28 protein-coding genes are annotated in these 25667 nt (G+C 59.4%); 19 read left to right on the top strand and 9 right to left on the bottom strand.

Annotated elements, in window-relative coordinates:
* Nucleotides 1-119: 119 nt before the first annotated feature.
* From H8K11_00630 to H8K11_00565, 14 genes are all read left to right on the top strand, one after another.
* Nucleotides 120-875 carry a YebC/PmpR family DNA-binding transcriptional regulator gene (locus H8K11_00630; GenBank protein ID MCS6262237.1) on the top strand — a complete coding sequence of 252 codons (756 nt, stop codon included), beginning with the start codon at nt 120-122 and terminating at the stop codon, nt 873-875.
* A gap of 81 nt (nt 876-956) precedes the next feature.
* Complete coding sequence (gene ruvA / locus H8K11_00625; GenBank protein MCS6262236.1) at nt 957-1565, top strand: Holliday junction branch migration protein RuvA; 609 nt, start codon at nt 957-959, stop codon at nt 1563-1565.
* 537 nt (nt 1566-2102) lie between these two features.
* Nucleotides 2103-3140: a Holliday junction branch migration DNA helicase RuvB gene (gene ruvB / locus H8K11_00620; protein ID MCS6262235.1), complete on the top strand. Its 1038-nt coding sequence runs from the start codon at nt 2103-2105 to the stop codon at nt 3138-3140.
* Between the two features lie 139 nt (nt 3141-3279).
* A complete protein-coding gene (gene pheA / locus H8K11_00615) occupies nt 3280-4356 on the top strand; it encodes a prephenate dehydratase (protein ID MCS6262234.1) in 1077 nt (358 codons plus the stop codon).
* A 16-nt stretch (nt 4357-4372) separates the two neighbouring features.
* A complete protein-coding gene (locus H8K11_00610) occupies nt 4373-5458 on the top strand; it encodes a histidinol-phosphate transaminase (protein ID MCS6262233.1) in 1086 nt (361 codons plus the stop codon).
* Nucleotides 5459-5476: 18 nt separating this feature from the next.
* Nucleotides 5477-6490 (top strand): 3-deoxy-7-phosphoheptulonate synthase, encoded by a 1014-nt coding sequence (gene aroF, locus H8K11_00605; protein ID MCS6262232.1) that lies wholly within the window; start codon nt 5477-5479, stop codon nt 6488-6490.
* A gap of 62 nt (nt 6491-6552) precedes the next feature.
* On the top strand, nt 6553-7446 hold the full coding sequence (locus H8K11_00600) for a prephenate dehydrogenase/arogenate dehydrogenase family protein (protein MCS6262231.1): 894 nt from the start codon (nt 6553-6555) through the stop codon (nt 7444-7446).
* 6 nt (nt 7447-7452) lie between these two features.
* The gene (gene aroA, locus H8K11_00595; GenBank protein MCS6262230.1) at nt 7453-8781 is read left to right on the top strand and encodes a 3-phosphoshikimate 1-carboxyvinyltransferase; all 1329 of its coding nucleotides are present in this window, start codon (nt 7453-7455) and stop codon (nt 8779-8781) included.
* A gap of 51 nt (nt 8782-8832) precedes the next feature.
* A complete protein-coding gene (locus H8K11_00590) occupies nt 8833-9492 on the top strand; it encodes a (d)CMP kinase (protein MCS6262229.1) in 660 nt (219 codons plus the stop codon).
* Nucleotides 9489-10184 (top strand): 1-acyl-sn-glycerol-3-phosphate acyltransferase, encoded by a 696-nt coding sequence (locus H8K11_00585; GenBank protein ID MCS6262228.1) that lies wholly within the window; start codon nt 9489-9491, stop codon nt 10182-10184. Before H8K11_00590 ends, H8K11_00585 begins: the two co-directional genes overlap by 4 nt.
* A gap of 57 nt (nt 10185-10241) precedes the next feature.
* Nucleotides 10242-11957 (top strand): 30S ribosomal protein S1, encoded by a 1716-nt coding sequence (locus tag H8K11_00580; GenBank protein ID MCS6262227.1) that lies wholly within the window; start codon nt 10242-10244, stop codon nt 11955-11957.
* Nucleotides 11958-11972: 15 nt separating this feature from the next.
* A complete protein-coding gene (sppA, locus tag H8K11_00575; GenBank protein ID MCS6262226.1) occupies nt 11973-12872 on the top strand; it encodes a signal peptide peptidase SppA in 900 nt (299 codons plus the stop codon).
* Nucleotides 12873-12945: 73 nt separating this feature from the next.
* Nucleotides 12946-13224, top strand: coding sequence for an integration host factor subunit beta (locus tag H8K11_00570; GenBank protein MCS6262225.1), 279 nt, complete (start codon nt 12946-12948; stop codon nt 13222-13224).
* 91 nt (nt 13225-13315) lie between these two features.
* Nucleotides 13316-14233, top strand: coding sequence for a hypothetical protein (locus tag H8K11_00565; protein MCS6262224.1), 918 nt, complete (start codon nt 13316-13318; stop codon nt 14231-14233).
* 261 nt (nt 14234-14494) lie between these two features.
* On the opposite strand, the gene H8K11_00560 is transcribed toward H8K11_00565, so the two are convergent.
* A complete protein-coding gene (locus H8K11_00560) occupies nt 14495-14815 on the bottom strand; it encodes a hypothetical protein (protein ID MCS6262223.1) in 321 nt (106 codons plus the stop codon).
* Nucleotides 14816-15061: 246 nt separating this feature from the next.
* Between H8K11_00560 and H8K11_00555 the strand changes: the two genes are divergently transcribed.
* From H8K11_00555 to H8K11_00540, 4 genes are all read left to right on the top strand, one after another.
* The gene (locus H8K11_00555) at nt 15062-16255 is read left to right on the top strand and encodes a VCBS repeat-containing protein (GenBank protein ID MCS6262222.1); all 1194 of its coding nucleotides are present in this window, start codon (nt 15062-15064) and stop codon (nt 16253-16255) included.
* 167 nt (nt 16256-16422) lie between these two features.
* Nucleotides 16423-16596 (top strand): hypothetical protein, encoded by a 174-nt coding sequence (locus H8K11_00550; GenBank protein ID MCS6262221.1) that lies wholly within the window; start codon nt 16423-16425, stop codon nt 16594-16596.
* 79 nt (nt 16597-16675) lie between these two features.
* Nucleotides 16676-16864 (top strand): hypothetical protein, encoded by a 189-nt coding sequence (locus tag H8K11_00545; protein MCS6262220.1) that lies wholly within the window; start codon nt 16676-16678, stop codon nt 16862-16864.
* Between the two features lie 45 nt (nt 16865-16909).
* Nucleotides 16910-17839: a D-alanyl-D-alanine carboxypeptidase gene (locus H8K11_00540; protein ID MCS6262219.1), complete on the top strand. Its 930-nt coding sequence runs from the start codon at nt 16910-16912 to the stop codon at nt 17837-17839.
* 155 nt (nt 17840-17994) lie between these two features.
* On the opposite strand, the gene H8K11_00535 is transcribed toward H8K11_00540, so the two are convergent.
* Together H8K11_00535 and H8K11_00530 are read right to left on the bottom strand one after the other, a co-directional pair.
* Nucleotides 17995-18525 carry a hypothetical protein gene (locus H8K11_00535; protein ID MCS6262218.1) on the bottom strand — a complete coding sequence of 177 codons (531 nt, stop codon included), beginning with the start codon at nt 18523-18525 and terminating at the stop codon, nt 17995-17997.
* A gap of 164 nt (nt 18526-18689) precedes the next feature.
* Nucleotides 18690-19637: a LysR family transcriptional regulator gene (locus H8K11_00530; GenBank protein MCS6262217.1), complete on the bottom strand. Its 948-nt coding sequence runs from the start codon at nt 19635-19637 to the stop codon at nt 18690-18692.
* Between the two features lie 181 nt (nt 19638-19818).
* On the opposite strand from H8K11_00530, the gene H8K11_00525 reads away from it, so the two are divergent.
* Nucleotides 19819-20298 carry a group 1 truncated hemoglobin gene (locus tag H8K11_00525; protein ID MCS6262216.1) on the top strand — a complete coding sequence of 160 codons (480 nt, stop codon included), beginning with the start codon at nt 19819-19821 and terminating at the stop codon, nt 20296-20298.
* A 61-nt stretch (nt 20299-20359) separates the two neighbouring features.
* Here H8K11_00525 and H8K11_00520 read toward each other — a convergent pair whose 3' ends face one another.
* The 6 genes from H8K11_00520 to H8K11_00495 form a co-directional block, all read right to left on the bottom strand.
* Nucleotides 20360-20653 (bottom strand): hypothetical protein, encoded by a 294-nt coding sequence (locus H8K11_00520; protein ID MCS6262215.1) that lies wholly within the window; start codon nt 20651-20653, stop codon nt 20360-20362.
* Nucleotides 20654-20690: 37 nt separating this feature from the next.
* Nucleotides 20691-21077: a hypothetical protein gene (locus H8K11_00515; GenBank protein MCS6262214.1), complete on the bottom strand. Its 387-nt coding sequence runs from the start codon at nt 21075-21077 to the stop codon at nt 20691-20693.
* Between the two features lie 27 nt (nt 21078-21104).
* Nucleotides 21105-22361 (bottom strand): Glu/Leu/Phe/Val dehydrogenase, encoded by a 1257-nt coding sequence (locus H8K11_00510; protein ID MCS6262213.1) that lies wholly within the window; start codon nt 22359-22361, stop codon nt 21105-21107.
* Nucleotides 22361-23188, bottom strand: a complete 828-nt coding sequence (gene lipB, locus H8K11_00505) for a lipoyl(octanoyl) transferase LipB (GenBank protein MCS6262212.1) — start codon at nt 23186-23188, stop codon at nt 22361-22363. Before lipB ends, H8K11_00510 begins: the two co-directional genes overlap by 1 nt.
* Nucleotides 23189-23191: 3 nt before the next feature.
* Nucleotides 23192-24265 carry a trypsin-like peptidase domain-containing protein gene (locus tag H8K11_00500; GenBank protein MCS6262211.1) on the bottom strand — a complete coding sequence of 358 codons (1074 nt, stop codon included), beginning with the start codon at nt 24263-24265 and terminating at the stop codon, nt 23192-23194.
* A 127-nt stretch (nt 24266-24392) separates the two neighbouring features.
* Nucleotides 24393-25652 carry a sigma-70 family RNA polymerase sigma factor gene (locus tag H8K11_00495; protein MCS6262210.1) on the bottom strand — a complete coding sequence of 420 codons (1260 nt, stop codon included), beginning with the start codon at nt 25650-25652 and terminating at the stop codon, nt 24393-24395.
* Nucleotides 25653-25667: the final 15 nt, after the last annotated feature.

Genomic DNA, 25667 nt, shown 5'->3' with positions numbered 1-25667 from the left:
GGCCGGCCTCGCGTTGACACTCCTGTCGGGACTGTGTTAGCTCTACATTTTTAATCAGCTTTTGAACGAGCGCTGAATTTGACCGGTTGGACGGTCGGTTCAGGCCATGAGGAGTCGCCATGGGTGGCCACAGTCATTGGGCAACAATCAAGCGGCATAAATCAGCGGTCGACGCGAAACGGGGGAAGGTTTTTACCCGTATTATTCGTGAGTTGACGATTGCGGCCCGCTCAGGCGGGGACCCCGATGGCAATCCACGTTTGCGGTTGGCGATTGCGAAGGCCAAAGAAGCCAACATGCCCGGCGATACGATGAAGAAGGCCATCCAGCGCGGGACAGGTGAATTGCCCGGCGTGACGTACGAAGAGTTTACGCTCGAGGGCTATGGCCCCGGTGGTACGGCGGTGCTCATGGAGATCACATCCGATAATCGCAACCGGACCGTGGCGGAAATCCGCAGTTTGCTGACGAAGAACGGCGGCAATATGGCGGAGGCGGGCGCGGTGGCCTGGCAGTTCCATAAAAAAGGGGTGTTGGTCGTCGAGAAGGGCAAGGTAGAAGAGGATGCGCTGCTGAGCCTCGCCCTGGAAGCCGGCGCCGAAGACGTGAAAGTGACCGACAAGGCCTTTGAAATCTATACCGATACCCACGATTTCGAAGCGGTCAAAAAAGCGCTCAGCGATGCCAAAATCGAGTGCACGCTTGCCGAATTGAACTTCATCCCGCAGAATACGATCGCGCTGGAGGAGAAGGCTGCTGAGCAGATGTTAAAGCTCATGGAAATTCTGGATGAGCACGACGATGTGCAGAAAGTTCATGCAAACTTTGACATCTCCGACGAGGTCATGGAGAAGGTGGCTGCCGCTACCGCCTGATTCTAAAGGAGTGGCGCCGCGCATCGAAGCGCACGCAGCCAGCCTATCAGGCCCTTCGCATCACACTCCCCTGTTGCTCACATGATCGCCTTACTGACGGGCCTCATGGCCTTTAAGGCGCCTTCGCAAGTCACGCTCGATGTGCATGGCGTCGGCTACGAAGTATTAATTCCCCTCAGCACCTACTATTCTCTCCCCAATCAGCATGAGCAGGTGACGCTCAGCATCCATACCCATGTGCGTGAAGATGCGATTCAGCTTTACGGGTTCCTGACCGCCGCGGAGAAGGAAGCCTTTCTGTTGCTGACGGGGATCTCCGGCATAGGACCAAAATTGGGACTGAGCGTCCTGTCCACCCTCTCGGTTCGCGATCTCTTTTCCGCCATCCAGGCCGGCGATATTGAGAAGCTCGGTACGGTGTCGGGCATCGGCAAAAAGTCTGCAGCCAGGATTGCGCTGGAATTGAAGGACAAGGTCGCGCGGTTGCATCCAGCGGGCGAACAGGCCGCGTCGGGGAGCGGGCAGCCTGCGAATCCGCTCTACGAGGATGCCCTGTCGGCCCTTGTGAATCTGGGGTATCGCCAGCCGGATGTGAAAGACGCGTTGAGAAGGATTGAGAAGTCCGGCGCCATGGCGCAGGGACTGGAAGGCGTGATTCGTGAGGCACTCAAAGACCTGGCCAAGGGGTGACGCGTGATGAAATCTTTGCACGGGCGGTGGAAGAGTCGTCGGATTGGGGCGGTAGGGGCGGTTCTGTTGGCCTTGTTGATATTCTCGGGATCAGCCGGGTTAGTCGGCGCGGCGGATGGGCTGGAGGAGCCGAAGAGCATCCGCAAGACTTGTGGAGCGTGCCCGGATGGCTATGCCACAACCGGTGTGACCCATGCCCCGGAGCTGTGCAAAGACGGCGAGCCCACCCTCGTGCAGTGCGTGCCGCTCGGGGGCAACATGCTCTCCGTCTGCGGGACCTGTCCCGAAGGATATGTGGACGTGGGGCGCTCGAACGTCCCTTCGCGTTGCGGCTCTGGAGATGGTGGGCTGGTGTCGCAATGCCAGTTACAGAACATGGGATCAACCATGCCCGATCCCGGTCAGGGTGGAGTCAGGTGCCCGCCTGATTGCGGCAGTACGGCTGCGCCAGGTCAAGGGGCCGTGTCGCCGCCGCCGAAATTCAGGCCCTCACCCGAGGCCAGATAATGCCGACGCATCGTCGAACAGGATCGTCCCATGTCTGACCGCACGGTAAGCAATCAATTGACCGACGACGAACGTGGCCTTGAAGCCGCGCTGCGCCCACACAGCTTGCAGGAGTATGTCGGCCAGTCACGGATGAAGGAATCCCTGGAGATTTGTATCGAGGCGGCGAAACGCCGTGGTGAGGCGCTGGATCATGCCATTTTTTACGGGCCGCCGGGGCTCGGAAAGACCACGATTGCGCATATCATTGCGCGGGAGATGGGATCGGCGATTCGCTCGACCTCAGGCTTAGTCCTGAGCCATGCCGGGGATCTGGCGGCGATTTTGACGAATTTGCAGGAACGGGATGTGTTGTTCATCGACGAAATCCACCGCCTCCCGGCTTCCGTCGAGGAGGCCCTGTATCCGGCCATGGAGGATTACCAACTGGATCTGGTGGTCGGCCAAGGGGCCTCAACGAGGACAGTGAAGCTGGAATTGCCGCGGTTTACGCTGGTGGGCGCCACGACCAGGGCCGGGGCATTGACGTCGCCGTTGCGAGACCGGTTCGGCTTGGTCCACAGGCTGGAGTTTTATTCGTCACAGGAACTTACGTCGATCGTTACACGGTCGGCAGGGCTGCTGAATATTCCGATCGACGAGGCAGGTGCTGCGGAAATTGCTCGCCGGGCACGCGGCACGCCGCGCATCGTGAATCGGCTGATTAAGCGCATCAGGGACTATGCCGAGATCAAGGCCGGTGGACGTATCACTAAGCAGGTGGCGAAGGATGCGTTGGTCTGGTTGGCGGTTGACGCCGCCGGATTGGATGAGATGGATCGGCGCATCCTCCTGACCGTCATTGAGAAGTTCAATGGCGGACCGGTCGGGGTGGATTCACTGGCAGCGGCGGTGCAAGAGGACAAGGGCACGCTGGAGGACGTCTATGAGCCGTATCTGATCCAGGCGGGGTTTTTGGAGCGCACCGGCCGTGGCCGGCAGGCGACTAGGCTGGCCTTCGACCATTTCAAAAAACAAAAAGACCTTCTGTCGCTTTCCGGTGACGACACATCCGTCACAACTCCTTGAATCCCCACACCTATCCTTGCAATGCCCTCGCCGGCTCCTGTAGGATACTCACTTGTCCAAGTTCAGCCCGTTAGCTTGGAATCGTTTCGCGGCCTCGTCTCTCTAAAGGCAGGTTTCGCGAGGAGGGAGTCCCCCCGTCATGTCTGATGACCTACAAGGACATCGCCAGGAAATCGATCGGATCGACGATCAGATTTTGCGCCTCTTGAACGAGCGCTCGAAGTCCGTGATTGAAATCGGAAAACTCAAGAAACAGAGAGATGCGGAGGCGCATCTGCACACGCCGGCCCGGGAGGCGGCGATTTTTGAGCGTCTCAGCAAGCAAAATACCGGTCCCTTTCCCACCGATGCCATCCGGGCGGTGTATCGAGAGATCATGTCGGCCTCGTTGTCCCTTGAGGGGCCTCAGAAGGTCGCCTATCTCGGTCCGCGAGCGACCTTTACCCACATGGCCTGTATGCAGAAGTTCGGGTCGTCCGCCCAATACATTCCCGTCAACAGCATCAAAGATGTGTTCAGCGAAGTCGAGCGTGGGCGAGCCCATTTCGGTGTCGTGCCCATCGAAAACACCACCGAAGGCGTAGTCAATCACACCCTGGATATGTTCGTCGACTCCAGCCTGCTCATTTACGGAGAAGTGTTGCAGGAAGTGGCCCATCACCTGATGTCCAAGAGCGGAGTCGCGGGCGATATTAAGCGGATCTATTCGCACCCGCATGCCATTGCCCAATGCCGCAATTGGTTGGAAACGAATCTGCCGCACGTACCCGTGTCCGAAGTGGCCAGCACGGCCCGGGCGGCCGAACTGTCTGTCGACGATCCATCGGCCGCAGCCATCGCGTCCGAACTGGCGTCCCAGCTGTACGGACTGAAGGTCATCACCGCTCGGATCGAGGACAACATCAACAACTTCACGCGATTCCTGGTACTCTCGCAGAAGGCTCCGGAACGGACTGGACGCGACAAAACCTCTCTGATGTTGTCGGTCAAAGATAAAGTCGGCGCGCTGTATGACTTGCTGCGTCCGTTTGCCTCCCATGGGCTCAACATGACCAAGATCGAATCGCGTCCCTCCCGCCGGAAGGCCTGGGAATACATTTTCTTTGTCGATATCGAGGGGCACATCGATGAAGAACGGGTCAAGAAGGCGGCCGAAGAAGTGAAGAGCCGCTGTCTCTTTATGAAGATTCTCGGGTCGTATCCCGCCTATTCCTAGAGGTCCGAGTCACGCCATGCCATTGAAGGTGCATCCCGATATCGCCTCCCTTGTCCCGTACGTTCCTGGAAAGCCTATCGAAGAGCTGCAGCGAGAGTTAGGGCTCCCGCGCGCCATCAAATTGGCATCCAATGAAAACCCGATCGGCCCGTCGCCCAAAGCGCTCGCCGTCTTGGGTGAAACCGCTCCGACTCTCCATCGGTACCCGGACGGCGGGGCGTTCCGTTTGCGCGGCGCCTTGGCCGAACGGTGGAACGTCATGCCGGATCAGGTCATTCTCGGAAACGGCTCCGACGAAATCCTCGGCCTGCTTGCGCGAACCTTCTTGTCCCCGGGCGATGAGGCCGTGATGGCCGAGCACACCTTCGTGATTTATAAGATGGAGGTGCAGGCCGCGCACGGTGTGGCGGTGGAAGTGCCGCAGAAGAATTGGCACCACGATTTGCCGGCCATGGCGGCAGCCATCACCGACAAGACTCGCTTGTTGTTTGTGTGCAATCCGAATAATCCCACCGGTACCATGGCGACCAAGGCTGAGGTGGCGGCGTTGATGGCGCGCGTGCCCGATCATGTGGTGGTCGTGTTCGACGAGGCCTATTACGAATATGTCCGGCATCCGGAATTCCCGGAATCGCTCAGCTATGTCAACGCGGGCCGCAATGTCATCGTGCTGCGGACGTTCTCCAAGATCTACGGCTTGGCCGGGCTCAGGATCGGATACGGGATTACCACTCCGGAGATTACGAACTACCTGAATCGAATCCGTCCGCCCTTCAATGCGAACAGCATGGCGCAACGCGCCGCGTTGGCGGCGTTGGACGATGAAGCGCATGTGGGCGCGAGTCGGGCCCTCAACCATGCGGAAATGGATAAGGTCCGGGCCGGCTTGTTGGCCTTGGGCTTCGAGGCCTTGCCCAGTGAAACGAATTTTCTCTATTTCGATGTCGGGAGAGACGGTCGAGACGTATTCGACGCGCTGTTGCGGAAGGGCATCATTGTCCGCCACATCGACGGGCGAATGCTGCGGGTGACCATCGGCCTTCCGGAAGAAAACCAACTGTTCCTGAGCGCGCTGGCGGACGTGACGCGCGCCGCTCGATAAGGAAAGTGAGACGAGATCATGATTATTGTCTTGAAGCCTGACGCGTCGGAGCGGGAAGTCGATCACATTATCGACCGGCTTCGCGAGTTGGGACTGAAGTCGCATATTTCTGCCGGGCAGGAGCGGACCATTATCGGGGTGATCGGGGACGATCGTATTTTGCACAATCAACCGTTGACCGCATTGCCCGGGGTCGAAAGTGTTCTGCCGATTTTGGCTCCCTGGAAGCTGGTCAGCCGGGAGTTCAAGAAAGAGAACACGATCATTGACGTGAACGGCGTCAAAATCGGCGATAAGAAAATCACGATCATGGCCGGTCCCTGCGCGGTCGAGCGGTTGGAACTGACCGTCGGTATCGCCCACGAGGTCAAATCGGCAGGCGCCACCGTCCTCCGCGGCGGCGCGTACAAACCACGCACCTCGCCCTATTCCTTTCAGGGATTGGGACGTGAAGGCCTGGATTATTTGGTCGAAGCCAAAAAACAAACCGGCCTGCCGGTGGTGAGCGAGATTCTGGACACCCGCGACATCGAGCTGTTTCTCGAGAAGGCCGACATCATCCAGATCGGCGCCCGGAACATGCAGAACTTCGAGTTGCTCAAGGAGGTCGGGGCCTACGATAAGCCGGTGTTGTTGAAGCGCGGCCTCTCTGCCACGATCAAGGAATTCCTCCTCTCCGCTGAATACATCATGTCTCGCGGCAACCGGAATGTCATGTTGTGCGAGCGCGGTATCCGCACGTTTGAAACCCAATATCGAAATACGTTGGATATGGCCGCCATTCCGACGCTCAAGAGCCTGTCACATCTGCCGGTTATCGTGGACCCCAGTCATGCGACGGGCAAGTGGGATTTGGTGGCGCCCATGTCGAAAGCGGCAATCGCAGCCGGTGCCGACGGACTGTTAATCGAGGTGCATTCCAATCCCGAATGTGCGCTCTGCGATGGCGAGGAGTCGATCCGGCCGTCGAAATTCAAAGAATTGATGGGAGATCTGCGGAAGATCGCCGCCGCCGTCGACCGGACGTTGTGAGCGGTGTGTCTGTAGGCCGGGGCCGGTGTCCTTGCTGCCGGAAGTCCGGCAGTCACTGAACGATGAAACCACATTTCAAACAGGTAGCCATTGTCGGGGTCGGGCTGATCGGTGGCTCGCTGGGGATGATCCTGCGCCGTCAGAAGCTGGCGGATTCCGTCGTCGGGATCGGGCGACGCGTCGAAAACCTCAAGACCGCCGTCGAAGTGGGCGCCATCGACCGATATGTGTCGGACCCGCGTGAAGGTGTCGAAGGGGCTGACTTTGTGCTGCTCGCGACACCGGTGGATACCTACGAACGGCATTTGCGTGAATGGGCCGATTGTCTCCAACCGGGCGCGATCGTCAGTGACGTGGGCAGCGTCAAGGGTGAGCTGGTGACCCGCGCGGAGGCCTTGCTGCCGCCGTCGGTGCGGTTCGTGGGTGCGCACCCCATTGCCGGCAAGGAAAAGACCGGGGTGGCCGCAGGATCAGAGAGTCTTTTCTCGGGGGCGCGTTGCATTCTGACTCCGACGGCCAAGACCGATCCGGAGGCGCTTCAAACGGTTCGTGTTCTCTGGGAACTCGCGGGTTCGATTGTGTTGGATATGGATCCCTTTCTGCACGACAAGATTCTCGGTGCCGTCAGTCACCTGCCGCATGTCGCCGCGTTTGCATTGATGACGGCGCTGGCCGACGTGCGTGACCATGGTTTGCCGGAACTCGATCTGGCCAGCCATTCCGGCGGCGGCTTGCGCGATACCACACGAATCGCGGCCAGTTCCCCGGAGATGTGGCGAGACATTTTTTTGTGGAACCGGGACAATGTGGTGTCGTTGATCGAGACGTACGAGCGGCATCTCGGCGAGCTCAAACGGTTGATTGCGGCCGGTGACGCCGCTGGGATCGAGAAGCAACTGGATCAGGCCAAGTATGAACGGGAACAACTCACCCCTCGCACATCGGGGAAGAGCTAGGCTGCCATGGCATCCTTAACTATTACGCCGGGCCGTTCGCTGAAGGGCACGATTGCGGTTCCGGGCGACAAGTCCGTTACCCATCGGGCGATTATCCTGACGGCCCTCGCCGAGGGGCTGAGCCAGGTCACCGACTATTGTCGTGGGGAAGATTGTTTGAATACCATGCGCGCGTTCCAGTCGCTGGGCGTGCGCATCGAAGAGACGCCGGAGCGGTTGACGGTCCATGGCAAAGGCATGTGGGGTCTCACGGAGCCGTTCGGCCCGATCGATTGCGGCAATTCCGGAACCGGCATTCGTCTGATGGCGGGGTTGTTGGCGGGCCAGGATTTCTTCACGGTCCTGACCGGAGACGAATCGATCAGACGTCGTCCCATGGGACGTGTCGTAAAACCCTTGCGAGCCATGGGGGCGACGATTGCCGGACGAAAGGGCGGGGAGCTAGCGCCCTTGGCGATCACCGGAACCCGGTTGAAGGGCATGTCGTACGTGTCCCCGGTCGCGAGCGCGCAGATTAAATCGTCGCTGCTCTTTGCCTCGCTGTATGCCGATGGCCTGACGACCATTTCAGAACCGCGACTCTCCCGCGACCATACCGAACGTATGTTTGCCTACTTCGGAATTCCTTTTCACCGCGATGGGTGTACGGTTCGGATCGAAGGGCGCCCCTCCACACGCTGGAGTGGGAAAACCGTGGTGGTGCCGGGCGATCTGTCCGCAGCCGCATTTTTTCTCGTCGGTGCTTCAATTGTGCCGGATTCCGATGTGACCGTGCTGTCGGTCGGCATGAATCCAACCCGGACCGGGCTCGTAGACATTCTGCGCCAGATGGGTGCACACATCGAGGTGCTCAATCCGCGTGAAGAGGCCGGAGAGCCGGTCGCGGACTTGCGCGTACGTTCCATGCCGTTGCGGGGCGTACAGATCGGGCCGGAACAGATTCCGCAGACCATCGATGAGTTCCCGATTCTGTGTGTCGCGGCGGCCGTGGCCGACGGCGAAACGGTGATCACCGGAGCTGAGGAGCTGCGAGTCAAAGAAAGCGACCGTATCGCGACGATGGCGACTGAACTCCGGGCGATGGGCGCGCGGATCGAAGAACGGCCGGATGGCATGGTGATACAGGGGTTGGGGCGCAAGGGTGCGAACGGCACGCTCACAGGGGCGACTTGCGCGAGTCACGGCGACCACCGCGTGGCCATGTCCGTCGCGATCGGTGCCCTGACTGCTGCGCAGCCGACGCAGATTCAGGACACAGATTGTATCGAGACTTCGTTCCCGAACTTCGATCGTAAGCTCTTGGAACTGTTGACTGATTCTGTGAAACGTCTATAGTGCGAGGATTACGTGGGTGAACCGGGCACATCCAGCTGCGGGAAGCGCGGGTTGATCATCGCCATTGATGGTCCGGCGGGGGTCGGCAAGAGCACGGTCGCCAGACTCCTGGCGTTGCGGCTTGGATACCTCTATCTGGATACAGGCGCCTTGTATCGCGCTATTGCGTGGAAGGTGCGTGACGCGGGATTGAGTCCGGAAGAACCACTTGCCATTACGGCGCTGCTGCCCAAGACGACGTTACATATGGCCTGTGGTCCCGAGCAATCCCATGTGTTGCTGGATGGTCGCGACATCACCGGTGAATTGCGCACGCCTGCGGTGACGGCACTGGCGTCCATGGTCTCGGCGATTCCGGCCGTCCGCGAATGGCTGCTGCCGGTGCAACGGCAGATCGGCGCCGAGGGGTGCGTTGTGGCCGAGGGGCGTGACATCGGAACCCGCGTGTTTCCGGAAGCCGATGTGAAGTTTTTCCTCGAGGCTGATGCGGAGGTCCGGGCGACGCGACGGCATCGTGAGTTGGTGGCGGCGGGTCATTCGGTTCAATTCGATCAGACGAAACGCGATATGACCGGGCGGGATGATCGCGATCGTTCTCGAATCGTGGCGCCGCTGATTCCTGCGCCCGATGCTGAACGGATCGATACGTCGAGTATGCCGGCAGAGGCAGTCGTTGAGCACATGCTGGCTGTGATCACGGCGAGATTGTGAGCTCGGCACTGTATGGCCTGTTGTGGGTCATCTCTCGCACCATCGGGTGGCTGTGCTTCCGGTATCGGACCGTTGGGACTGTGCCGCGGCAGGGCGGGTTCCTGATTGCCTCGAACCATGCCAGTTATCTGGATATCCCGTTGCTCGGGTGTGGGATCCCTCGCCGGGTTTGGTACATGGGGCGGCACGATTTATTTCCGATGCCGCTGCTCAACGGCCTGCTCCAGGCCCTAGGGTGGATTCCCTTGCGGATCGGCCGTCTCGACCGCGATGCGTTCAGCAAGGCGGTCTCGTTGATTCAGGAGGGGAAGGCCGTCGCCATTTTCCCTGAAGGGGGGCGGACGATGACCGGTGCGTTGAAGCCCGGCAAGCCGGGGATCGGGGTGATCGTGTCGCAGACGGGCTGTCAGGTTGTGCCGGCGCATATCGGCGGCACGTTCGATGTCCTGCCGCCCGGCGCCAAGTGGCCGAGATTTCGTCGCGTGACGGTGGCCTATGGAGAGCCGCTGGATTTTTCCGCGGATGCAACGCGGTTGGAAGGAAAAGCGTTTTACCAACATGTCAGTCGGACGGTGATGGCGAAGATCGCGGAGCTCGGACAGGTTCCGATGCCGGGGGAATGGCCGGCTAACGCCGGGCAGTCCCAGGATTCTGAGGCCACACCAACAGCCAAGTCTTGCAACGCTGAGTAAGGCTCGGTGTTTCTCACTATCAGCACCCGGCGCGAGCCGGAGGACGAGGACCTTTTCATGAGTACTGTCACACCGCAAAGTGAACCCAAGCTTGATCGCGACGCCTTGGCGGCGATGTATGAGGAAACCTTCCGTAACTTCGAGGAAGGGACCATCACCGAGGGCATGGTCGTCGCCATCGGCAAAGACAAAGTCGTGGTCGATATCGGCTACAAGTCGGAAGGCATGATTCCCGCCGATCAGTTCTCGCATGAGGAACTGGGGCAATTGAAGGTGGGCGATCGCCTCCAGGTGTATCTCGAAGAATGTGAAGATGCCGACGGCAATCTCGTGCTCTCCAAAGAAAAAGCCGACAAGATGAAAATCTGGGAGGAATTGGAGAAGCTGCATAAAGAAGAAAAGAGCATCGAAGGCAAGATCATTTCCCGTATCAAGGGCGGCATGATGGTCGATATCGGTGTCAAGGCGTTCTTGCCCGGCTCCCAGATCGATCTGCATCCGGTCCGCGATCTCGATGGCCTGGTCGGCAAGACCTTCCCCCTCAAGATCATCAAGATCAATCATCGCCGCGGCAACGTGGTCGTCTCCCGACGGGTTTTGTTGGAAGAGACGCGTGACCGTCGCCGTCAGACGACGTTGTCGACGTTGAAGGAAGGTCAGTTGATTCAGGGCACGGTGAAGAACATCACCGATTACGGAGCGTTTATCGACCTCGGTGGCATCGACGGCTTGCTGCACATCACGGATATGTCCTGGGGCCGTGTGGGCCATCCGTCCGAACTGTTCCAGGTCAGCGACAAGGTGGAAGTCACCGTGCTCAAGTACGATCGCGAGACCGGCCGTATTTCCTTGGGACTCAAGCAGAAGTCGGCGGATCCCTGGACCGGTGTGGCGGCGAAGTACCCGGTGGGCACTCGTGTCCGTGGTCGAGTGGTGAGCTTGACCGATTATGGCGCCTTCGTTGAGTTAGAGCCCGGCGTGGAAGGATTGGTCCACGTGTCCGAGATGTCCTGGACGCACGAAGTGCGGCATCCGTCGCGCGTGGTGTCCGTCGGCGATCAGGTGGAAGCCGCCGTGTTGAACATCGATCCGGGAAGCCGGAAGATTTCGCTCGGCATGAAGCAGACGGCGCCGAATCCGTGGGACATGATCGAGGCGAAGTACCCGGCTGGAACGCGGATCGAAGGAAAGGTGAAGAGCCTGACCGATTTCGGCGCGTTCGTCGGATTGGAAGAAGGTATCGACGGGCTGATCCATATTTCCGACATGTCCTGGACGAAGCACATCAAGCATCCGTCGGAGCTCTTCAAGAAGGGCCAGAAGGTGGATGCGGTGGTCATTCGTATCGACAAGGAAAAGGAGCGCCTCTCGCTGGGGTATAAGCAATTGTCACGCGATCCGTGGGAAGAGCAGATTCCCAACAAGTATCGGGTCGGCGATAGCATTACCGGCAAGGTCAGCAAGATCGCCGATTTCGGACTCTTCATCGAGCTCGATGGCGATGTCGAGGGTCTGATTCATATCAGCGAAGTCGGACTCGATACGAACGTTCGCATGGAAGAGAAGTTCAAGCCGGGTGACGACGTCACGGCGAAGATCATCAAGGTGGATCGCGATGAGCGGAAAATTGCGCTCAGCTTGCGCGATCACCAGATGGATTCCGATCGGCGCCAGGTCGATGAGTTCCACGCCTCTCAGGGCGGGATCGATCAGACCCTGGGTCGCGCGGCCAAGCAAAGCCGGAAGCGGAACCAGAGCGATTCCGAAGCCTAGGTGACGGGAGACCGAATGGGGCCACAAGCAGACACGGCGGTGAGACCACAGCGGAGCCTGCTGCGACGTATCTTCTGGGCCATCGTGATTGGGGGAGGAGCGTTGATTCTCTTGAACGCGCTCCTCCCCGACCTTGATTTCTCCAGCCAGGATCGTGTGGCCCTCATTCGCATCGAGGGCGTGATCCTTGATGCACAAGCGACCATCAGCGAGTTGAAGCAATACAGCGAGAACCCGCTGGTCAAGGCGATCGTGCTGCGCATAGACAGTCCCGGCGGCGGCGTCGTGCCGTCTCAGGAAATTCACGATGCGGTGAAGCGGGTAAAAAACAAGAGCAATAAGGCGGTGATCGCCTCTATGGGGACGGTTGCTGCTTCCGGAGGTTATTACATCGCCGCGGCCACGGACCGTATCATTGCCAATCCCGGCACGTTGACCGGGAGTATCGGCGTGATCATGGAAATGGCCAACTTCGAAGGCCTGATGAAAAAGGTCGGGGTCGAAGGGGTGGTCATCAAGAGCGGGCGATTCAAAGACGTCGGGTCCCCGTTGCGGAAGATGAGCGATGAGGAGCGCAAGCTCCTGCAGTCGGTGATGGACGATGTCCACCACCAGTTCATTCAAGCGGTGGCCGACGGGCGGTCGTTAGAGGTGTCGGATGTGGAGCCGCTGGCGGATGGACGGATTTACACCGGACGCCAGGCCAAAGAGGCGAGGCTGGTCGACGAATTGGGCGATCTGGACGATGCCATCCACATCGCGGCGGACATTGCCGGTATGGAAGGTGAACCGAAAGTGGTCGAGCCTCGCAAGCGGTTTTCATTTCGGGATATCATCGAGTCACGTTGGGCGTCGGTGTTTCCGAAGCTGGAGTTGAATACCGGCGTCAAACTGAAATACCTGATGGCGTTCTGAACGGCCGGAGCGCATCGGTAAGGCAACGCAGCAATTCATCCGTGCGTAAGCCCCACCCACGAGGAGAGGGACGATGACCAAAGCGCAGATTATCGAGCGGGTATCGGAGCAGGTCACGACATTGACGAAGCGGCAGGCGGAGATCGTGGTGAACACGATATTCGATTGTATTCGCGACTCGCTGCGGAACGGGAATAAGACGGAGATCCGAGGGTTCGGGAGTTTTCGTCTCCGCGCCCGGCGGATGAAGGAAGGTCGTAATCCGAAAACCGGTGCGACCGTTGCGGTGCCGGCCAAGCGTGTGCCATTCTTCAAGGCAGGCAAGGAACTGAAGGAATTACTCAATAAGTAACAGGAGTGATACCGTGGCAGAGTCCTCAAATATAACAGCCCCAGAGGTTCGGTGGAGTGACGGCGCGCTCAAGCGAATGGAGCGCGCTCCCATGTTTTTGCGAGGAATGGTCCGCCGCCTGGCTGAGAAAAAGGCGCGAGAGTTGGGCTATCCCGAAATCACCGAAGAAATCCTCGATCAGTTCAAAGGTCAGATGATGGGGACCATGGGCGGTGAGGGCGGCATGGCTGAGGCTGCCGATCAAATGGCCAAGGGACAGCTGCCTTGGACCGCGGCCGCGAAGGAACGACTGGCGGCCGTGCCGGAGTTCATGCGCGGGATGATCAAGCAAATCGCCGACGAGATCGCCCGCAAAGGCGGCCATATGGAGGTCAATGTCGATCTCTTTGAGAAGGTCGAGGCTTTGGGAGAGATTCGAGAGCGGGAGGCGGCTCCACTGGAATGGTCAGAGGGCGCGTTGGCGCTCTTGCAGCAGAAGATCAAGGAGTCTCCGCCGATTGCCATGGATTTTGTGAGCGACATGATCCGGCATGATACCGAAGAGTTGGCGCGAGAGAAGGGCTTCACTAGGATCGATGAGCAGATCGCGGTGCAGTTGTGGGAGGCGCCGCAGGAACGTGTCGCCTGGAGCGACGAAGCGTGGAAGCGGTTGCAAACCTCACCGGATTTTGTGCGCAGCGGGATCCGCAAGGCAGCTGAACGTCGAGCCCGCAAGTTGGGTCTGAAAGAGGTCGACTCCGAGCACCTCACGACATTTCGCAATCAAGCGATGATGAAGGCGGTGAAGCGCATCCGGTCGTTCGGCTATAACGAACTCACGTTCGATGCCTTCGACACCGCGCTTCAGAAAACCAAGCGATTGCAGGGAAATGACCAGGCGGAGAAACGCCTGCAGGAAATCCGTTCGCACTTCAGTGATCCCGAGGTTAAAAAGCCGGAAGGCGGGACCCTGGGTGCCGACCTCATGGGGCGTTTCCGGAAGTTTCTCAAAGGCGAGGGATCTCTGTAGCGCAGAAACGCTACCCCCTGTCCCCCCTGACGACCTGAGCCCGTTCCGTCCCATCGAGCGGCGGAACGGGCCATTGCCTGACTAGAATCAACTCAAGATGCCTGGGGATAGTGTCGATTGGGGCGATGACTCGCCCCGATTCGTCCGGAGGGAAGGCTGCGAACGGGCGTTGAGATGGGTGCGTGCAATCCCAGCACAACCCACAGAACATGAAGATCTGTGGGTTGTCGGAAGATTGTGTTCGATTGCGGAAGTCGGGGCTTAGTGAGCTCCGACGGCGTCAGGCCAGAATTTGTGCCGAATCTGGGGGAGCGGTTCGTTATCGAAGTTCGGGATGTCGTACAAGCAACGGTCGATGGTCGACACCTCTTCTTCCGTGAGTTCCAGCACGACTTGCTTCTTCCAGAATTGGTCCAGCGCTAAATAATCATTCGACGTCGGCTTCTCCGCCAGGAGCGCCTGCATTTTCTTGAATCCATCCGTATCGACACCGCCGACGCGGCCGTTATTGCGATCGATACACCACTTCAACACTTCCGCGACACCATACATCGACAAAGGGATATTGACTTTCTTGCTCATGGGCACCTCCTCCACACTTGGCCCGCATTGTAGCCTAACGCTTTCCAAGTTTTCAAAGGGGCGAAAGGCCTAGATGTCAGAGCCCATTCGGCAAGTCGTCGTGTTCGCCCGGGCGGTATGTGCTCAGAGCCTGCCATTCGTTGCGAAGCCCGAGGGGCCTCTGTATACTCCGCCCAACGGGTCAGAACCGGGAGCGGCGAAGCATGGACTTGGCCGGAATGTCATGCCTTTTTCATCGGGATGGATATGACCGCCGACCGTCGGGGTATCAAGATTCGGTCGTTCTTCGGGGTCGGCCCGGTGTTAGCGGCCGGATTGATCATGGTTTCTGCCTGTTCGAAAGCCGACCCCTACATTCCGCCTGACCCCTTCTACTACTTTGCCAGTTACCCGGTCGGTAAGAATCCGACCACCGTCACTACAGCCGACTTCAATCGCGACCAAATCACGGACCTGATCACCACCAATATATCGAGCAATACGATTTCGCTGCTGTTCGGCAACGGCGACGGCACGTTTCGAGATCAGGTTCAGGTAAAGGTCTGCCAAGAGCCCCGCTCCCTGGCCATCAACGACTTTAATCACGATGACCAACTCGATGTGGTGCTGGCCTGCTCCGGAAGTGATCAAGTCTCGATCCTGTTCGGACGAGGCAACGGAAAATTCGAGGACGGACCGCAGTATCCGGTCCACCGTACCCCGGTCTCTGTGTCCAGCGAAGATGTAAACGGTGACGGTCATCCCGATCTGGCGGTGGCACTCCGTAACGACAAAGTGAAGATTTTTCTCGGGAGTGCCGGTGGAAACTTTCGTCCCGGCGTGCAATATGAATACGGCGATACCCCCACGTCGGTGGCCCTGAAGGATCTCAACCAGGACGGCAAACCGGATTTGGTGGTTACCAACGGCGGCCCGATGTTGAGTGCGGTCTCCGTGTGGATCGGCAATGGTGATGGCACCTTTCGAGATCCCAAAGACTATAAGACCGGGCGACGGCCGCTCGGCGTCAGCTTCGCCGATTTTAACAACGATCGCCTGCCTGATCTGTTAGTCATCAACGGGGAAGGGGACAGTTTCACGACCTTCTTGGGCAATGGGGATGCTACGTTCCAGCCCGGCAAGGATTCCGGAGCGGATGCCAGTCCGAATTTCGGGGCGGCTCACGATTTTGACGGCGATCATATTGCGGATGTGGCCATAGTGAATCTGCAATCGACCGATCTTTCCATTCTCTTCGGGCGAGGCGACGGCACCTTTCACTACCCGCCCCGCAACTACCGTACGAGGAACGGACCCTTTGCCGTGGCGAGTTATCGCGTCTCTGCCGATAACATGGAAGAGCCTGGGCTGGTAACGGCGGATAACGGCGCGGGCAGCGTGTCGGTGTTTTTGCATCACGGACATAAGGGGCAGGCTCCGGCCGGGCGCGCAGGCGAGTAGCAGCGGATTCAGGTTTGCGCCGGATCAACCGAAGAGGAGATAGGCAGTTTGCTTGACACCTCAATAGGGCTCGGATAGAGTTCGAAAAGGTTGCCGGACAAGGATCCGCGCCATGTTCAGCTACTAGACCGCGGGGGCTCGTGCGATCGTTTCTCTGGTGGTTTTGCATGGGCTGCCTGACGACGCTGGCAGTCTTGATGGTTCAAGGCGGGGTGCGCGATCTGGTCTCTGGGACCAACCCGGCGGGAAGTTCGAGCGCGATCCTTTCCTTTAGCACCACGGTCTTCGGGGGCGGGTTGTTGGCCGGCTGCCTTGCCCTGATCCTCAATCGACTCCGCTAAATACAGTGACGACGTCGGTATCGGCCTGAGATGCACTGGGCCGACCATAACACCGATTCGAAGGGGCAAGGGTTGGGCGATGCACTGCTTGAAATGCAAAGGATTCATGATGGTGGAGCGGCATTACACGCTCATGAATCGGCGGCTCTATGCCCGTTGCCTGAATTGCGGATTCTGGATCGACCTCGCCGATTTGCTCCGATTCTTTCATAAGGTGATCTCCAGTAGCCTGCGTGGTACGAAGGTGCGAGAAACCTATACCCTGTGAACGTCAGCCCCTGTCTGGCTGTCACAAGAAAGTGCGACCCACCCCATGAATCGTTCGTGTCGAACCCTTTCGATAGGTGCCTTCGGAATCCTGGGTCTGTTGTTCGGCCTTTGGAGCGGCCAGGCGCTGGCCGTCGACAGCGACGTTGACGATGAAGTCATTACTGTGCCTTTCGATCCGCGGCCGGTCCCGTCCGCCAAGCAAGCGAATCACAGTCTGCGATGGCGGCACGTTCCAGCGCATAGCATCCTGCTCAAGGAGCTCAAGACGGGAACCACTCTCTACCAATTTGAAAGTGAAAAGCGGCTGTCCCCGGCCAGTCTGACCAAGATCATGTCGGCCCTGGTCATCCTGGAGTATGGCCATCTGGATGACGAGGTGACGGTCAGCCCCAAGGCCGCGCGCGCACACAAGACGCATCTGCGTTTGCGAACCGGTCAGATTTTTCGGCTGGAAGATTTATTGAAGGCCATGTTGATCGTGTCTGCGAATGACGCCTGTCTGGCGGCCAGTGAGCATGTCGGCGGGGATGAGGCCCGCTTCGTCGATCTCATGAATGCCAAGGCTGCGGCGCTTGAATTACACAATACCCATTTCAGCAACGCGTGCGGGTTCGATGCGCCGGAACATTATTCGACGGCCGAAGATCTGGCAAAACTGAGCGAGATCGCCCTGCACCACCCCGTCTTCAAGGAGTTGGTGCGTGAAGAGCGGGAGATCATCATGCCGATCAATGAACATCGAGCGTATGTCCTGCGCACGACCAACCGGCTTCTGGGGCGTATTCCGGGAGTGCAAGGGGTGAAGACGGGATTCACGTCCAAGGCAGGCCGATGCCTCATCGCCAAAGTCTCCCAAGACGGCAGCGACCTGCTGCTCGTCATTCTCAATTCCAAGCGTCGCTGGAACACGGCGACGAGCCTCATCAACTACGGCCTGCGGCTTAGTGACAGCCGGGCTGGCCTTGCCCGTTAACTACCTCTAGGTCTTCCCGGATTGGTTCGCAACTGTCGGGCGTGCTGCAGCAAGCGGGGGAAGGTTGTGCCCGTCGCAAGCTGGGCACGGATCTTCACGGTTTCAGGCGGTGAGAGGGGAAGTCACGGTGGAACAGAACCGACGACTGGGCTGTCTTAGCGAGGGAGTGAAAACTCCACGTTCACATCTTTTCCGAGATAATTGACCTGGAAGCCCTGCTTGTCATAGGCGAGCATGGCGCCCATGACGTTTTCATCGCCGTAATCCTCTTTGCCGAGCAGCTTGCGCACATCATCCGGACTTTCGCTGTTGAGGACGTTGCGAAAGATTCCGCGAGTTTTATAGGCAAAGCGGTTGTTGATGAAAATAAGATCGACTTTTCCGTCCTGTACTCTGACCCCGGCCATCGGGCCGGTCGGCTTCCGTTGATCGAGCAGGAAAATAAATGTCGCCTCTTGTTCGGTCTTGATGCCGGGAATCTTTTCGTTCACCAGCCCATCCAGCGCTTTTCCTTCATCGTCCCCCAGCTTGATCCCGAAGAGAGACACGTCCTGGCTCGCAATCCCTTTAGGGTCGGTCAAGTCGTCCTTGCTGAGTTCATAAGGCCCGGCGCTCACCATGGCAGCGAGGTACAGGGATCCTATCATCGCCGTTAAGGCTGTGAACGCCAACTTGCGCTGCATCATGAAGGCCTCCTTAGAACAGATCCTCAGAACTCACACCGTTCTGACAGTTGGTACAGGATGTCGGGGGGATGACTCAGCAAACACGGCATTCTATCCAACGGGCAGTCTGACTTTCAAGGTCGAGGCCGGTCTTTCAGTTGGCGTGGCGGCGGATGAGAGGGATGCTATTTGGGTCGTGCCGTCCGCTTTCTCGGCCGGTTCCGTTGGGACTGTTCGGGGTCGGACTGCAGGTCCCGCATCGTCGTTTGGCAGATCGCGGCAAACTCCTCAGCGGCCGGTCCGCGGTGTCGCAAGGTGAGATATGCCAAACCGACGGCATGACGGGGAGTGGGGTCGTAGAGATCGATCACCTGGAGATCCATTCCGGGAAGTCGCGAGCGGACGTAGAGTTCGGGAAGAATCGTGGCTCCCGTTCCCTCGGCCACAGCCTGAAGGATTCCTTCGGGTGAGGTCATTTCCAACACCACCTGCGGATGCACACCCGCCTTGGCGCATTCGGCTTCAACCATTTTGCGCAGACAATAATCGACCGGCATCAGGACCAGGGGAAGCCGAGCGAGGTCTTGCATGCGTGCACGACGTGTCCCAATGTGCATGCCTGCCGGGGCCACCAGGGCCAATCGTTCTTCGAACAGCGGAACGGTCGTCAGTTGCGGATGTGTCAGCGGCAGTAAACAGATCCCGATGTCGAGGCGATTCGACAGCAGTCCGTTCACGACATCTGCCGAGGCCTGCGCGTGTACTTGCAAGTGGATGTCGGGGAAGCGTTGTTTGAATCGGGAGACCAGCGGGGCGATGAGGTAGGAGTTGACTGTCGAGAGTGCGCCCACCACCAAGCGGCCCCGTTTTGCGCCTAGCAGCTCCTGCACCACCTGCTCAGCCTGCTCCAGCTCCCGCAAGGCCCGCTCCGCATGCACATGAAACAGCTCGCCGGCCTGAGTCAGGACGACTTTCCGACCGAGCCGGTCGAACAGGCGTGTGCCCAGTTCCTTTTCGAGGCCGCCGATTTGGATCGAGAGAGAAGGTTGGGAGACATGGACATGTTCTGCCGCGCGGCTAAAGTTTTGGTGGGCCGCCACGGCCATGAAATACTCAATTTGACGCAATTCCATGATGGTTGTTACTTCTCGCTATATGGAAAAGCTATAGGACATATGAAAACAATATATTAGACGAATAGATCATATCTCCCCTATCGTCTGGGGTCAACCGGTGCCGCTGGTTGAAAACCCCGGCTCATGGTGGGTCGAGGATGGCCAGCAGTCGGTCACCTATTACAAGGGGGGGCGAATGATGATATCGAAGCGTGTTGGAATGGGCGCCATGGTACTCAGTGCACTGGTGGTGCTGGCCGGTTGCGCGAATACCGGGAGTCTGGAAGGAGCCGGGCGCCCGGTGGCCGGCGCGACGGCAACAAAGTCCCTCTATGACCGGTTGGGAGGAAAGCCTGCCATTACGGCGGTGGTGGATCAATTTGTGGCCAATGTGGCGGCGGATGGGCGGATCAATAGCCGCTTTGCGACGACGGACATCCCCAAGTTGAAGGGGCACTTGGTCGATCAAGTGTGCGGCGCGACGGGTGGTCCCTGCAGCTATCGCGGCCGCGACATGAAAAGCACGCACCTGGGGATGCAGATCAGCAGTGCGGATTTTGGAGCCCTGGTTCAGGATCTTGTCGCCGCGCTCGACAAGTTTAACGTGCCGGCCGGTGAGAAAGGTGAATTGCTGGGGCTGCTTGGTCCGATGAAGAAAGATATCGTCGAGGTGCCGTAGGGAACCCACAGCGGGGGCGGGCCTACCGGTCGGTCCCCGCTGCTTCTCGCGGTGCTGCTGGTCAGGTCCCTGGATTCAGCTGGACGAGGGCGGTCGCAAGTCGGCGGAGTCGTTGAAAATAGCCCAAGCTGTCTTCGGCCAGGTCATCGAGCAAGTTATCCAGGTCGGCGATGCAGTCCTGGAGTATCGCGATGCGTTGACTGTCCATTTCATCCTGCCCGTCGAGGTAAAACACGGCACAGCCGCCGATGACGGTATCCAGCGTCATCAATTGTCCTTCGTTCGGGCTGGAAAAACGGGGCCAGCCCTCGCGGCTGTGTTCCTCCCAGAGTGAAGCGATGGTGTGGTGACTCATGACGATGGTCTCGACCGCGGTCGGCTGTAAGCACGAATTACCCGTGGAGCAACCCTACCGCATGCAGTAACAGAACGGCAAGCATGCACAGCCACAGTCCGAAGAACCGGTAGTCGATGGCTTCGCGGGAGAAACACCAATCCAGCAGCGGCGTGCGCCATGCGTCGGGTCCCCATGTGAGGAAACAGCCTTTGACGATCATGGCGCTGCCGGTGATCCACCACAGCGGCTGATAGGGAATCGGCCCCGACCAGAAGATCAGAATGGCTCCAAGACCGATACCGACGGCTTCCCAGCGGAGCAGTTGTGGGCTGTGCAGGAGGGACTCCTGAACTCGTTGGATGACGAGCAGGGGGACCGTCAGCAAGGCGAGGCCGTCGGCCATCCAGATTCCGGCGATCGCCGCGAGTATATACCGTGTCATGGCATGAGCGAGGTCTTCGGTATGCTGCTAGGGGTAGAGCCCGCGTTGGAGATGCGCCTGGGCCACCTTGTCGATGCCCGACATCAAGGCCGCCATACGCATCGTCGTCCGTTTCTCCACGGAGAAACGCAGGGTTCGATGGAAGGCACTGGTGATGATGTCCTGCAGCCGGTCTTGAATATCCTTGGCTTTCCAGAAAAAGCGCTGCACGTCCTGCACCCATTCAAAGTAAGAGACGATCACGCCGCCCGAGTTGGCCAGAATGTCGGGAATGATAAAGACACCCTTGTCGGTCAGGATGCGGTCGGCCTCCAACGTCGTCGGCCCGTTCGCACCCTCCGCGAGAATTCTGCAGCGCAATTGTGACGCATTGGCTTCGGTGATTTGTTCGGAGAGCGCGGCGGGAACCAACACCGTACAATCGAGCTGCAGCAATTCTTCGTTGGTGATGGATTCGCCCAGCTTGATCTCGCGTAACGGTTCGTGTTTGTCGCGATAGCGATGGAGCACCTCGGCGATGTCCAGGCCCTTGGGGTTGTACAATCCGCCGCCGACGTCGCTTACAGCCACGATCCGCGCTCCCGCTTGTTGCAAGATGAGGGCGGTATTCGAGCCGACATTGCCGAACCCCTGAACGGCGACAGTCGCTTGGGAGATATCAATCTTCAGGTGCTGCAAGGCTTCCAGTGTGACGTAGGAGACGCCGCGACCGGTCGCTTCCTCCCGGCCCAGGCTGCCGCCGATCGAAAGCGGCTTGCCTGTGACGACTCCTTGCACCGCATAGCCGACCTGCTGACTGTAGGTATCCATGATCCAGGCCATGACCTGCTGGTCCGTCCCCACATCGGGTGCCGGGACATCTTTGTCCGGGCCGATCAATGGGAAAATTTCCGCCGCGTACCGTCGGGTCAGACGTTGCAGTTCCCCGCGGGACAGCTTTTGGGGATCCACCTTCACGCCGCCTTTCGCGCCGCCATAGGGAAGATCCGCCACGGCACATTTCCAGGTCATCCACATGGCCAGCGCGGCCACCTCGCCAAGATTCACGTCCGGATGATATCGGATGCCGCCCTTGCAGGGGCCTCGCGCGGAATCGTGCTGGACACGGTATCCCGTAAACACTTCCACATGCCCGTCGTCCATCTTCACCGGTATGCTGACCAGCAGGGAGCGTTGCGGCAGTTTTAAGCGCTCACGCAGGTTGGTGTCGAGGCGCATGGATTCTGCCGCTTCATTAAACTGGGCAACGGCAAGCCGAAAGGTGTGGGTATCGAATTCGTTCATCACGTAACTCCTTGCTGGTGAGTAGCGCGCGGAGGGAGAGACCCCTGAGCAATCGTCGGTGAGGCGTCGCTCAGAGCCAAAAACCGATCCGGCCCGATGCGTTCTGTCCAGGCCAGATGAAACCGTTCAGCAAAATTGGCAGCCAGCCTTTCCTGGACTGCGCCCATCTCGGGCGCTTCTCCTAAGAGTGCCGCCATAGACGTCACTCGGCAGTCGGCAATTCCGCAGGGGACGATGTGGGAAAACGGCGCTAGGTCCAAGCAGACATTCAGCGCGAAACCATGCGTCGTGACGCCTTGCGAAATGCGCACGCCGATCGAGGCGATTTTCGACGGGATGTCCCCTCCGACCCATACTCCAGGCAGCCGCTCCCGACGATGTCCGGCAATGCCCCACTCGGCCAGAGTGCTGATGATCACGTCTTCCAATCGATGCACATAGGCCTTCGGTCCGGCACAGAAATCGGAAAGGCGGAGAACGGGATAGCCGATCAACTGGCCCGGTCCGTGGTAGGTGATCGACCCGCCGCGCTCCGTGCGAATCACGGGGATGCCTGATTCCTGCGTCAGGCGGCTCTCTCCGGGCCAATGCTGGTCTTGCGTCGTGCGGCCTACGGTAAACACGGGAGGGTGTTCCAGGAGCAGGAGCAGATCCTCGCAACGGTCGGCCGCACGCTCGGCCCGGCAGGCACGCTGCAGACTCCAGGCTATCTCGTAGGGGAGGGGCTCGCAGCGTATCAGGATGCCCGCTCGGGGCGGCTGAGCCTGTGTAGACACCTTCGAGATCGGCTGCGCGGATTCCGTCTGGCTGGGCTGATCGAGTTTCATGGGTTACGGCCGAGCCGGACCGGGACGTGACACAGTAATGGTGCCCGTGCCGGCCTTCCCTTGCGTGGTGATCTGAAACGACATCTGGTCGCTTGCGCGACTCACGGTGTGCCAGAAATCTCCGATGTTGTAGAGCGGATGGTTATCGATGGCGGTCACCACATCCCCGGATTGCAATCCGGCTCGCCCGGCCGGTTTGGCTGGATCCACCGAGAGCACGAGGATGCCCCGGTCACTCTCCAGATCGAAGCTCGCGGCGACACTCGGGGTGATCGTCAGCGGTATCAAGCCGAGGTCCGGCCGCAGGACGGAGCCGCGATCCATCATGGATTGAAGATGGGGCGTCACCGCCTCCATGGCAATGGCGTAACTGATGGCCTGCGCGGAAGGAGCGATCGCGACATTGATGCCCACGACCTGACCGTATCGATCAACCAACGGGCCACCGCTGTTCCCCGGGTTGATCGCGGCATCCGTTTGGAGCAGATCGTACAGGGTCTCTCCCTCCGGCGTGAGCACCGAGCGATCGAGTGCGCTGATGACGCCGACCGTGACGGTGGAACCTCCCTTCAGGGCGAGGGGGTTCCCGATAGCGATCACAGTTTCACCGATTTCGAAGGACGTGCGCCGGCTGAATTCGGCCGGAACCAGATCCGGAGCGGTGATTCTGACGAGGGCGAGATCGAGCAGAAAATCACGAGCGACGACTCGCCCCGGTGTGAGCCGGCCGGTCGAGAGTCCCACCACGACGCTGGTCACGCCCTGCACCAGATGGTTATTGGTCAAGATGTGCCCGCCGGCATCGAGGATCACGCCGGAGCCGGAGCCCGGCGGGGCCCCGTGTTGGGAGCCTCCCTGGGGAATGCCACGCGTGAGCACGGTGACGACCGACGGACGGACTTTGGCTACGACGGCGGGTACCGACAGTTCCGTGAGCGAGGTCGATTCATTGGGATTGTGGCCTGCGCCGTTCGCCGGCGTGCAGAGGCTGAGGAGGGAGAGTGAGAAAAGGCCCCAGGCGAACCATCGTGTCCGATCAGGCCGGGCGCCGTTGCGACTATAGGGGGCTGTCAGCATAGGGGAGAGCCGTTCCTCCGTTGCCGCATTCTCTCACAATAGGATGCATGGCGAAAGCGCGGCTCAAACAACACGGGCGAGGTGTCACCCTCGCCCGCATCGCGCTGCCGTATGAAACAGGTCGTGGTTATTTGATGGCCGCGAACATCTCCTTGACCATCGGGGTCTTGAGCTTCTTGAGGGCCTTGGCTTCGATCTGCCGAATCCGTTCGCGAGTGACCGACAGATGCTGCCCGACCTGTTCCAGTGTACGCGCCTGGTCTTCCCCGATCCCGAACCGTAACCGGATGACGGTTTGCTCTCTGGGGGTCAAGGTGCCGAGAATGCGATCCATTTCACGGGTGAGCTCCGTGCGGTTCACATGGGCGTCCGGCGGGACCGCCTGCTGGTCCGGTAGCAGTTCGCCCAGCTCCGTGCCGCCATCTCCGACTCGATGCTCGAGTGCCACCGGTTCCTGGAAGGCCTGAATGGTCTCATGCAGCCGATCGGGGCGCATCCGCATGGTGGAGGCCACTTCTTCCAGGCGCGGCTGTCGTCCTAACTGTTGGACGAGACGGCGCGAGGCCCTGAGAATGCGGTTCGAAGCTTCCGTCTGGTGCACAGGAATCCTGATGGTGCGTGACTGATCGGCCAGGGATCTGGTGATGCCCTGCCGGATCCACCACGTCGCATAGGTACTGAACTTGAACCCCTTCCGGTGCTGGTACCGCTCAGCGGCTTTCATTAATCCGATATTACCTTCCTGGACCAGATCCAACAGGGTCAGGCCGCGTCCGGTGTAATGTTTGGCCACATTCACAACCAGGCGAAGGTTGCAGCGCACCAGCTCGTCTTTGGCCGTTTCCAGGGTGATGCGCGAGGCTTTCAATTGCGTCAAGGCCGCATCCAGTTCCCTGCGGACCGAGACGGGAACTCTGCCGCCGGTGGTGGCGTCCAGTTGAAGTTCTTCCAGTGCGCGTTCGGCCTGATTGAGCACGGTGGCCGACAGACCGCTCAGGCGGCGCACTGTTTTGAGTGTTTCGAGACACTCGGCCGTGCGATCGGTTCGTTTCAGGCGGCCGCCGGCTTTGACCGCTTGCTGAAGGGTCTGCCGGATTTGGCGTGTGCCGAGGTCAAGTTGTTTCGCCAGGGCAATCTCTTCATCCCGTTCGAGCAGCGCGCGTTCGCCGAACGAACGGAAGTAGAGGGATTCCAGGAGAAAGGGCGAAGAGGCCGAGCGCGCAGGCTTCTCAGGCGCCGAGTCCTCGGAGTCTGCTTCGGTCTCCGCCTGGTTGCCTTGCACGATGCTGTCCAGCAGCGTGCTGGCTTCCGGGTCATCGGCATCCGGGTCCACCTCAGCCGCAACCGTCGGGTCTGTATCGTCTTGAATCGCGAGCGCATCTTTCATTGTTGTCACCCCTCT

This window comes from Nitrospira sp. (assembly GCA_024998565.1).
GTDB lineage: Bacteria > Nitrospirota > Nitrospiria > Nitrospirales > Nitrospiraceae > Nitrospira_A.
This window is presented reverse-complemented; position numbering and strand designations above follow the sequence as displayed.

Coding starts and splice junctions, on each gene's coding strand:
- H8K11_00570 (MCS6262225.1), top strand. CDS start 12,946: ATGACCAAAGCGCAGATTATCGAGCGGGTATCGGAGCAGGTCACGACA.
- sppA (MCS6262226.1), top strand. CDS start 11,973: ATGGGGCCACAAGCAGACACGGCGGTGAGACCACAGCGGAGCCTGCTG.
- H8K11_00610 (MCS6262233.1), top strand. CDS start 4,373: ATGCCATTGAAGGTGCATCCCGATATCGCCTCCCTTGTCCCGTACGTT.
- aroA (MCS6262230.1), top strand. CDS start 7,453: ATGGCATCCTTAACTATTACGCCGGGCCGTTCGCTGAAGGGCACGATT.
- H8K11_00550 (MCS6262221.1), top strand. CDS start 16,423: ATGGGCTGCCTGACGACGCTGGCAGTCTTGATGGTTCAAGGCGGGGTG.
- H8K11_00510 (MCS6262213.1), bottom strand. CDS start 22,361: ATGAACGAATTCGATACCCACACCTTTCGGCTTGCCGTTGCCCAGTTT.
- H8K11_00560 (MCS6262223.1), bottom strand. CDS start 14,815: ATGAGCAAGAAAGTCAATATCCCTTTGTCGATGTATGGTGTCGCGGAA.
- ruvA (MCS6262236.1), top strand. CDS start 957: ATGATCGCCTTACTGACGGGCCTCATGGCCTTTAAGGCGCCTTCGCAA.
- H8K11_00530 (MCS6262217.1), bottom strand. CDS start 19,637: ATGGAATTGCGTCAAATTGAGTATTTCATGGCCGTGGCGGCCCACCAA.
- H8K11_00540 (MCS6262219.1), top strand. CDS start 16,910: ATGAATCGTTCGTGTCGAACCCTTTCGATAGGTGCCTTCGGAATCCTG.
- H8K11_00600 (MCS6262231.1), top strand. CDS start 6,553: ATGAAACCACATTTCAAACAGGTAGCCATTGTCGGGGTCGGGCTGATC.
- H8K11_00555 (MCS6262222.1), top strand. CDS start 15,062: ATGACCGCCGACCGTCGGGGTATCAAGATTCGGTCGTTCTTCGGGGTC.
- ruvB (MCS6262235.1), top strand. CDS start 2,103: ATGTCTGACCGCACGGTAAGCAATCAATTGACCGACGACGAACGTGGC.
- H8K11_00495 (MCS6262210.1), bottom strand. CDS start 25,652: ATGAAAGATGCGCTCGCGATTCAAGACGATACAGACCCGACGGTTGCG.
- pheA (MCS6262234.1), top strand. CDS start 3,280: ATGTCTGATGACCTACAAGGACATCGCCAGGAAATCGATCGGATCGAC.
- H8K11_00565 (MCS6262224.1), top strand. CDS start 13,316: ATGTTTTTGCGAGGAATGGTCCGCCGCCTGGCTGAGAAAAAGGCGCGA.
- aroF (MCS6262232.1), top strand. CDS start 5,477: ATGATTATTGTCTTGAAGCCTGACGCGTCGGAGCGGGAAGTCGATCAC.
- H8K11_00580 (MCS6262227.1), top strand. CDS start 10,242: ATGAGTACTGTCACACCGCAAAGTGAACCCAAGCTTGATCGCGACGCC.
- lipB (MCS6262212.1), bottom strand. CDS start 23,188: ATGAAACTCGATCAGCCCAGCCAGACGGAATCCGCGCAGCCGATCTCG.
- H8K11_00535 (MCS6262218.1), bottom strand. CDS start 18,525: ATGATGCAGCGCAAGTTGGCGTTCACAGCCTTAACGGCGATGATAGGA.
- H8K11_00515 (MCS6262214.1), bottom strand. CDS start 21,077: ATGACACGGTATATACTCGCGGCGATCGCCGGAATCTGGATGGCCGAC.
- H8K11_00525 (MCS6262216.1), top strand. CDS start 19,819: ATGATATCGAAGCGTGTTGGAATGGGCGCCATGGTACTCAGTGCACTG.
- H8K11_00520 (MCS6262215.1), bottom strand. CDS start 20,653: ATGAGTCACCACACCATCGCTTCACTCTGGGAGGAACACAGCCGCGAG.
- H8K11_00500 (MCS6262211.1), bottom strand. CDS start 24,265: ATGCTGACAGCCCCCTATAGTCGCAACGGCGCCCGGCCTGATCGGACA.
- H8K11_00545 (MCS6262220.1), top strand. CDS start 16,676: ATGCACTGCTTGAAATGCAAAGGATTCATGATGGTGGAGCGGCATTAC.
- H8K11_00630 (MCS6262237.1), top strand. CDS start 120: ATGGGTGGCCACAGTCATTGGGCAACAATCAAGCGGCATAAATCAGCG.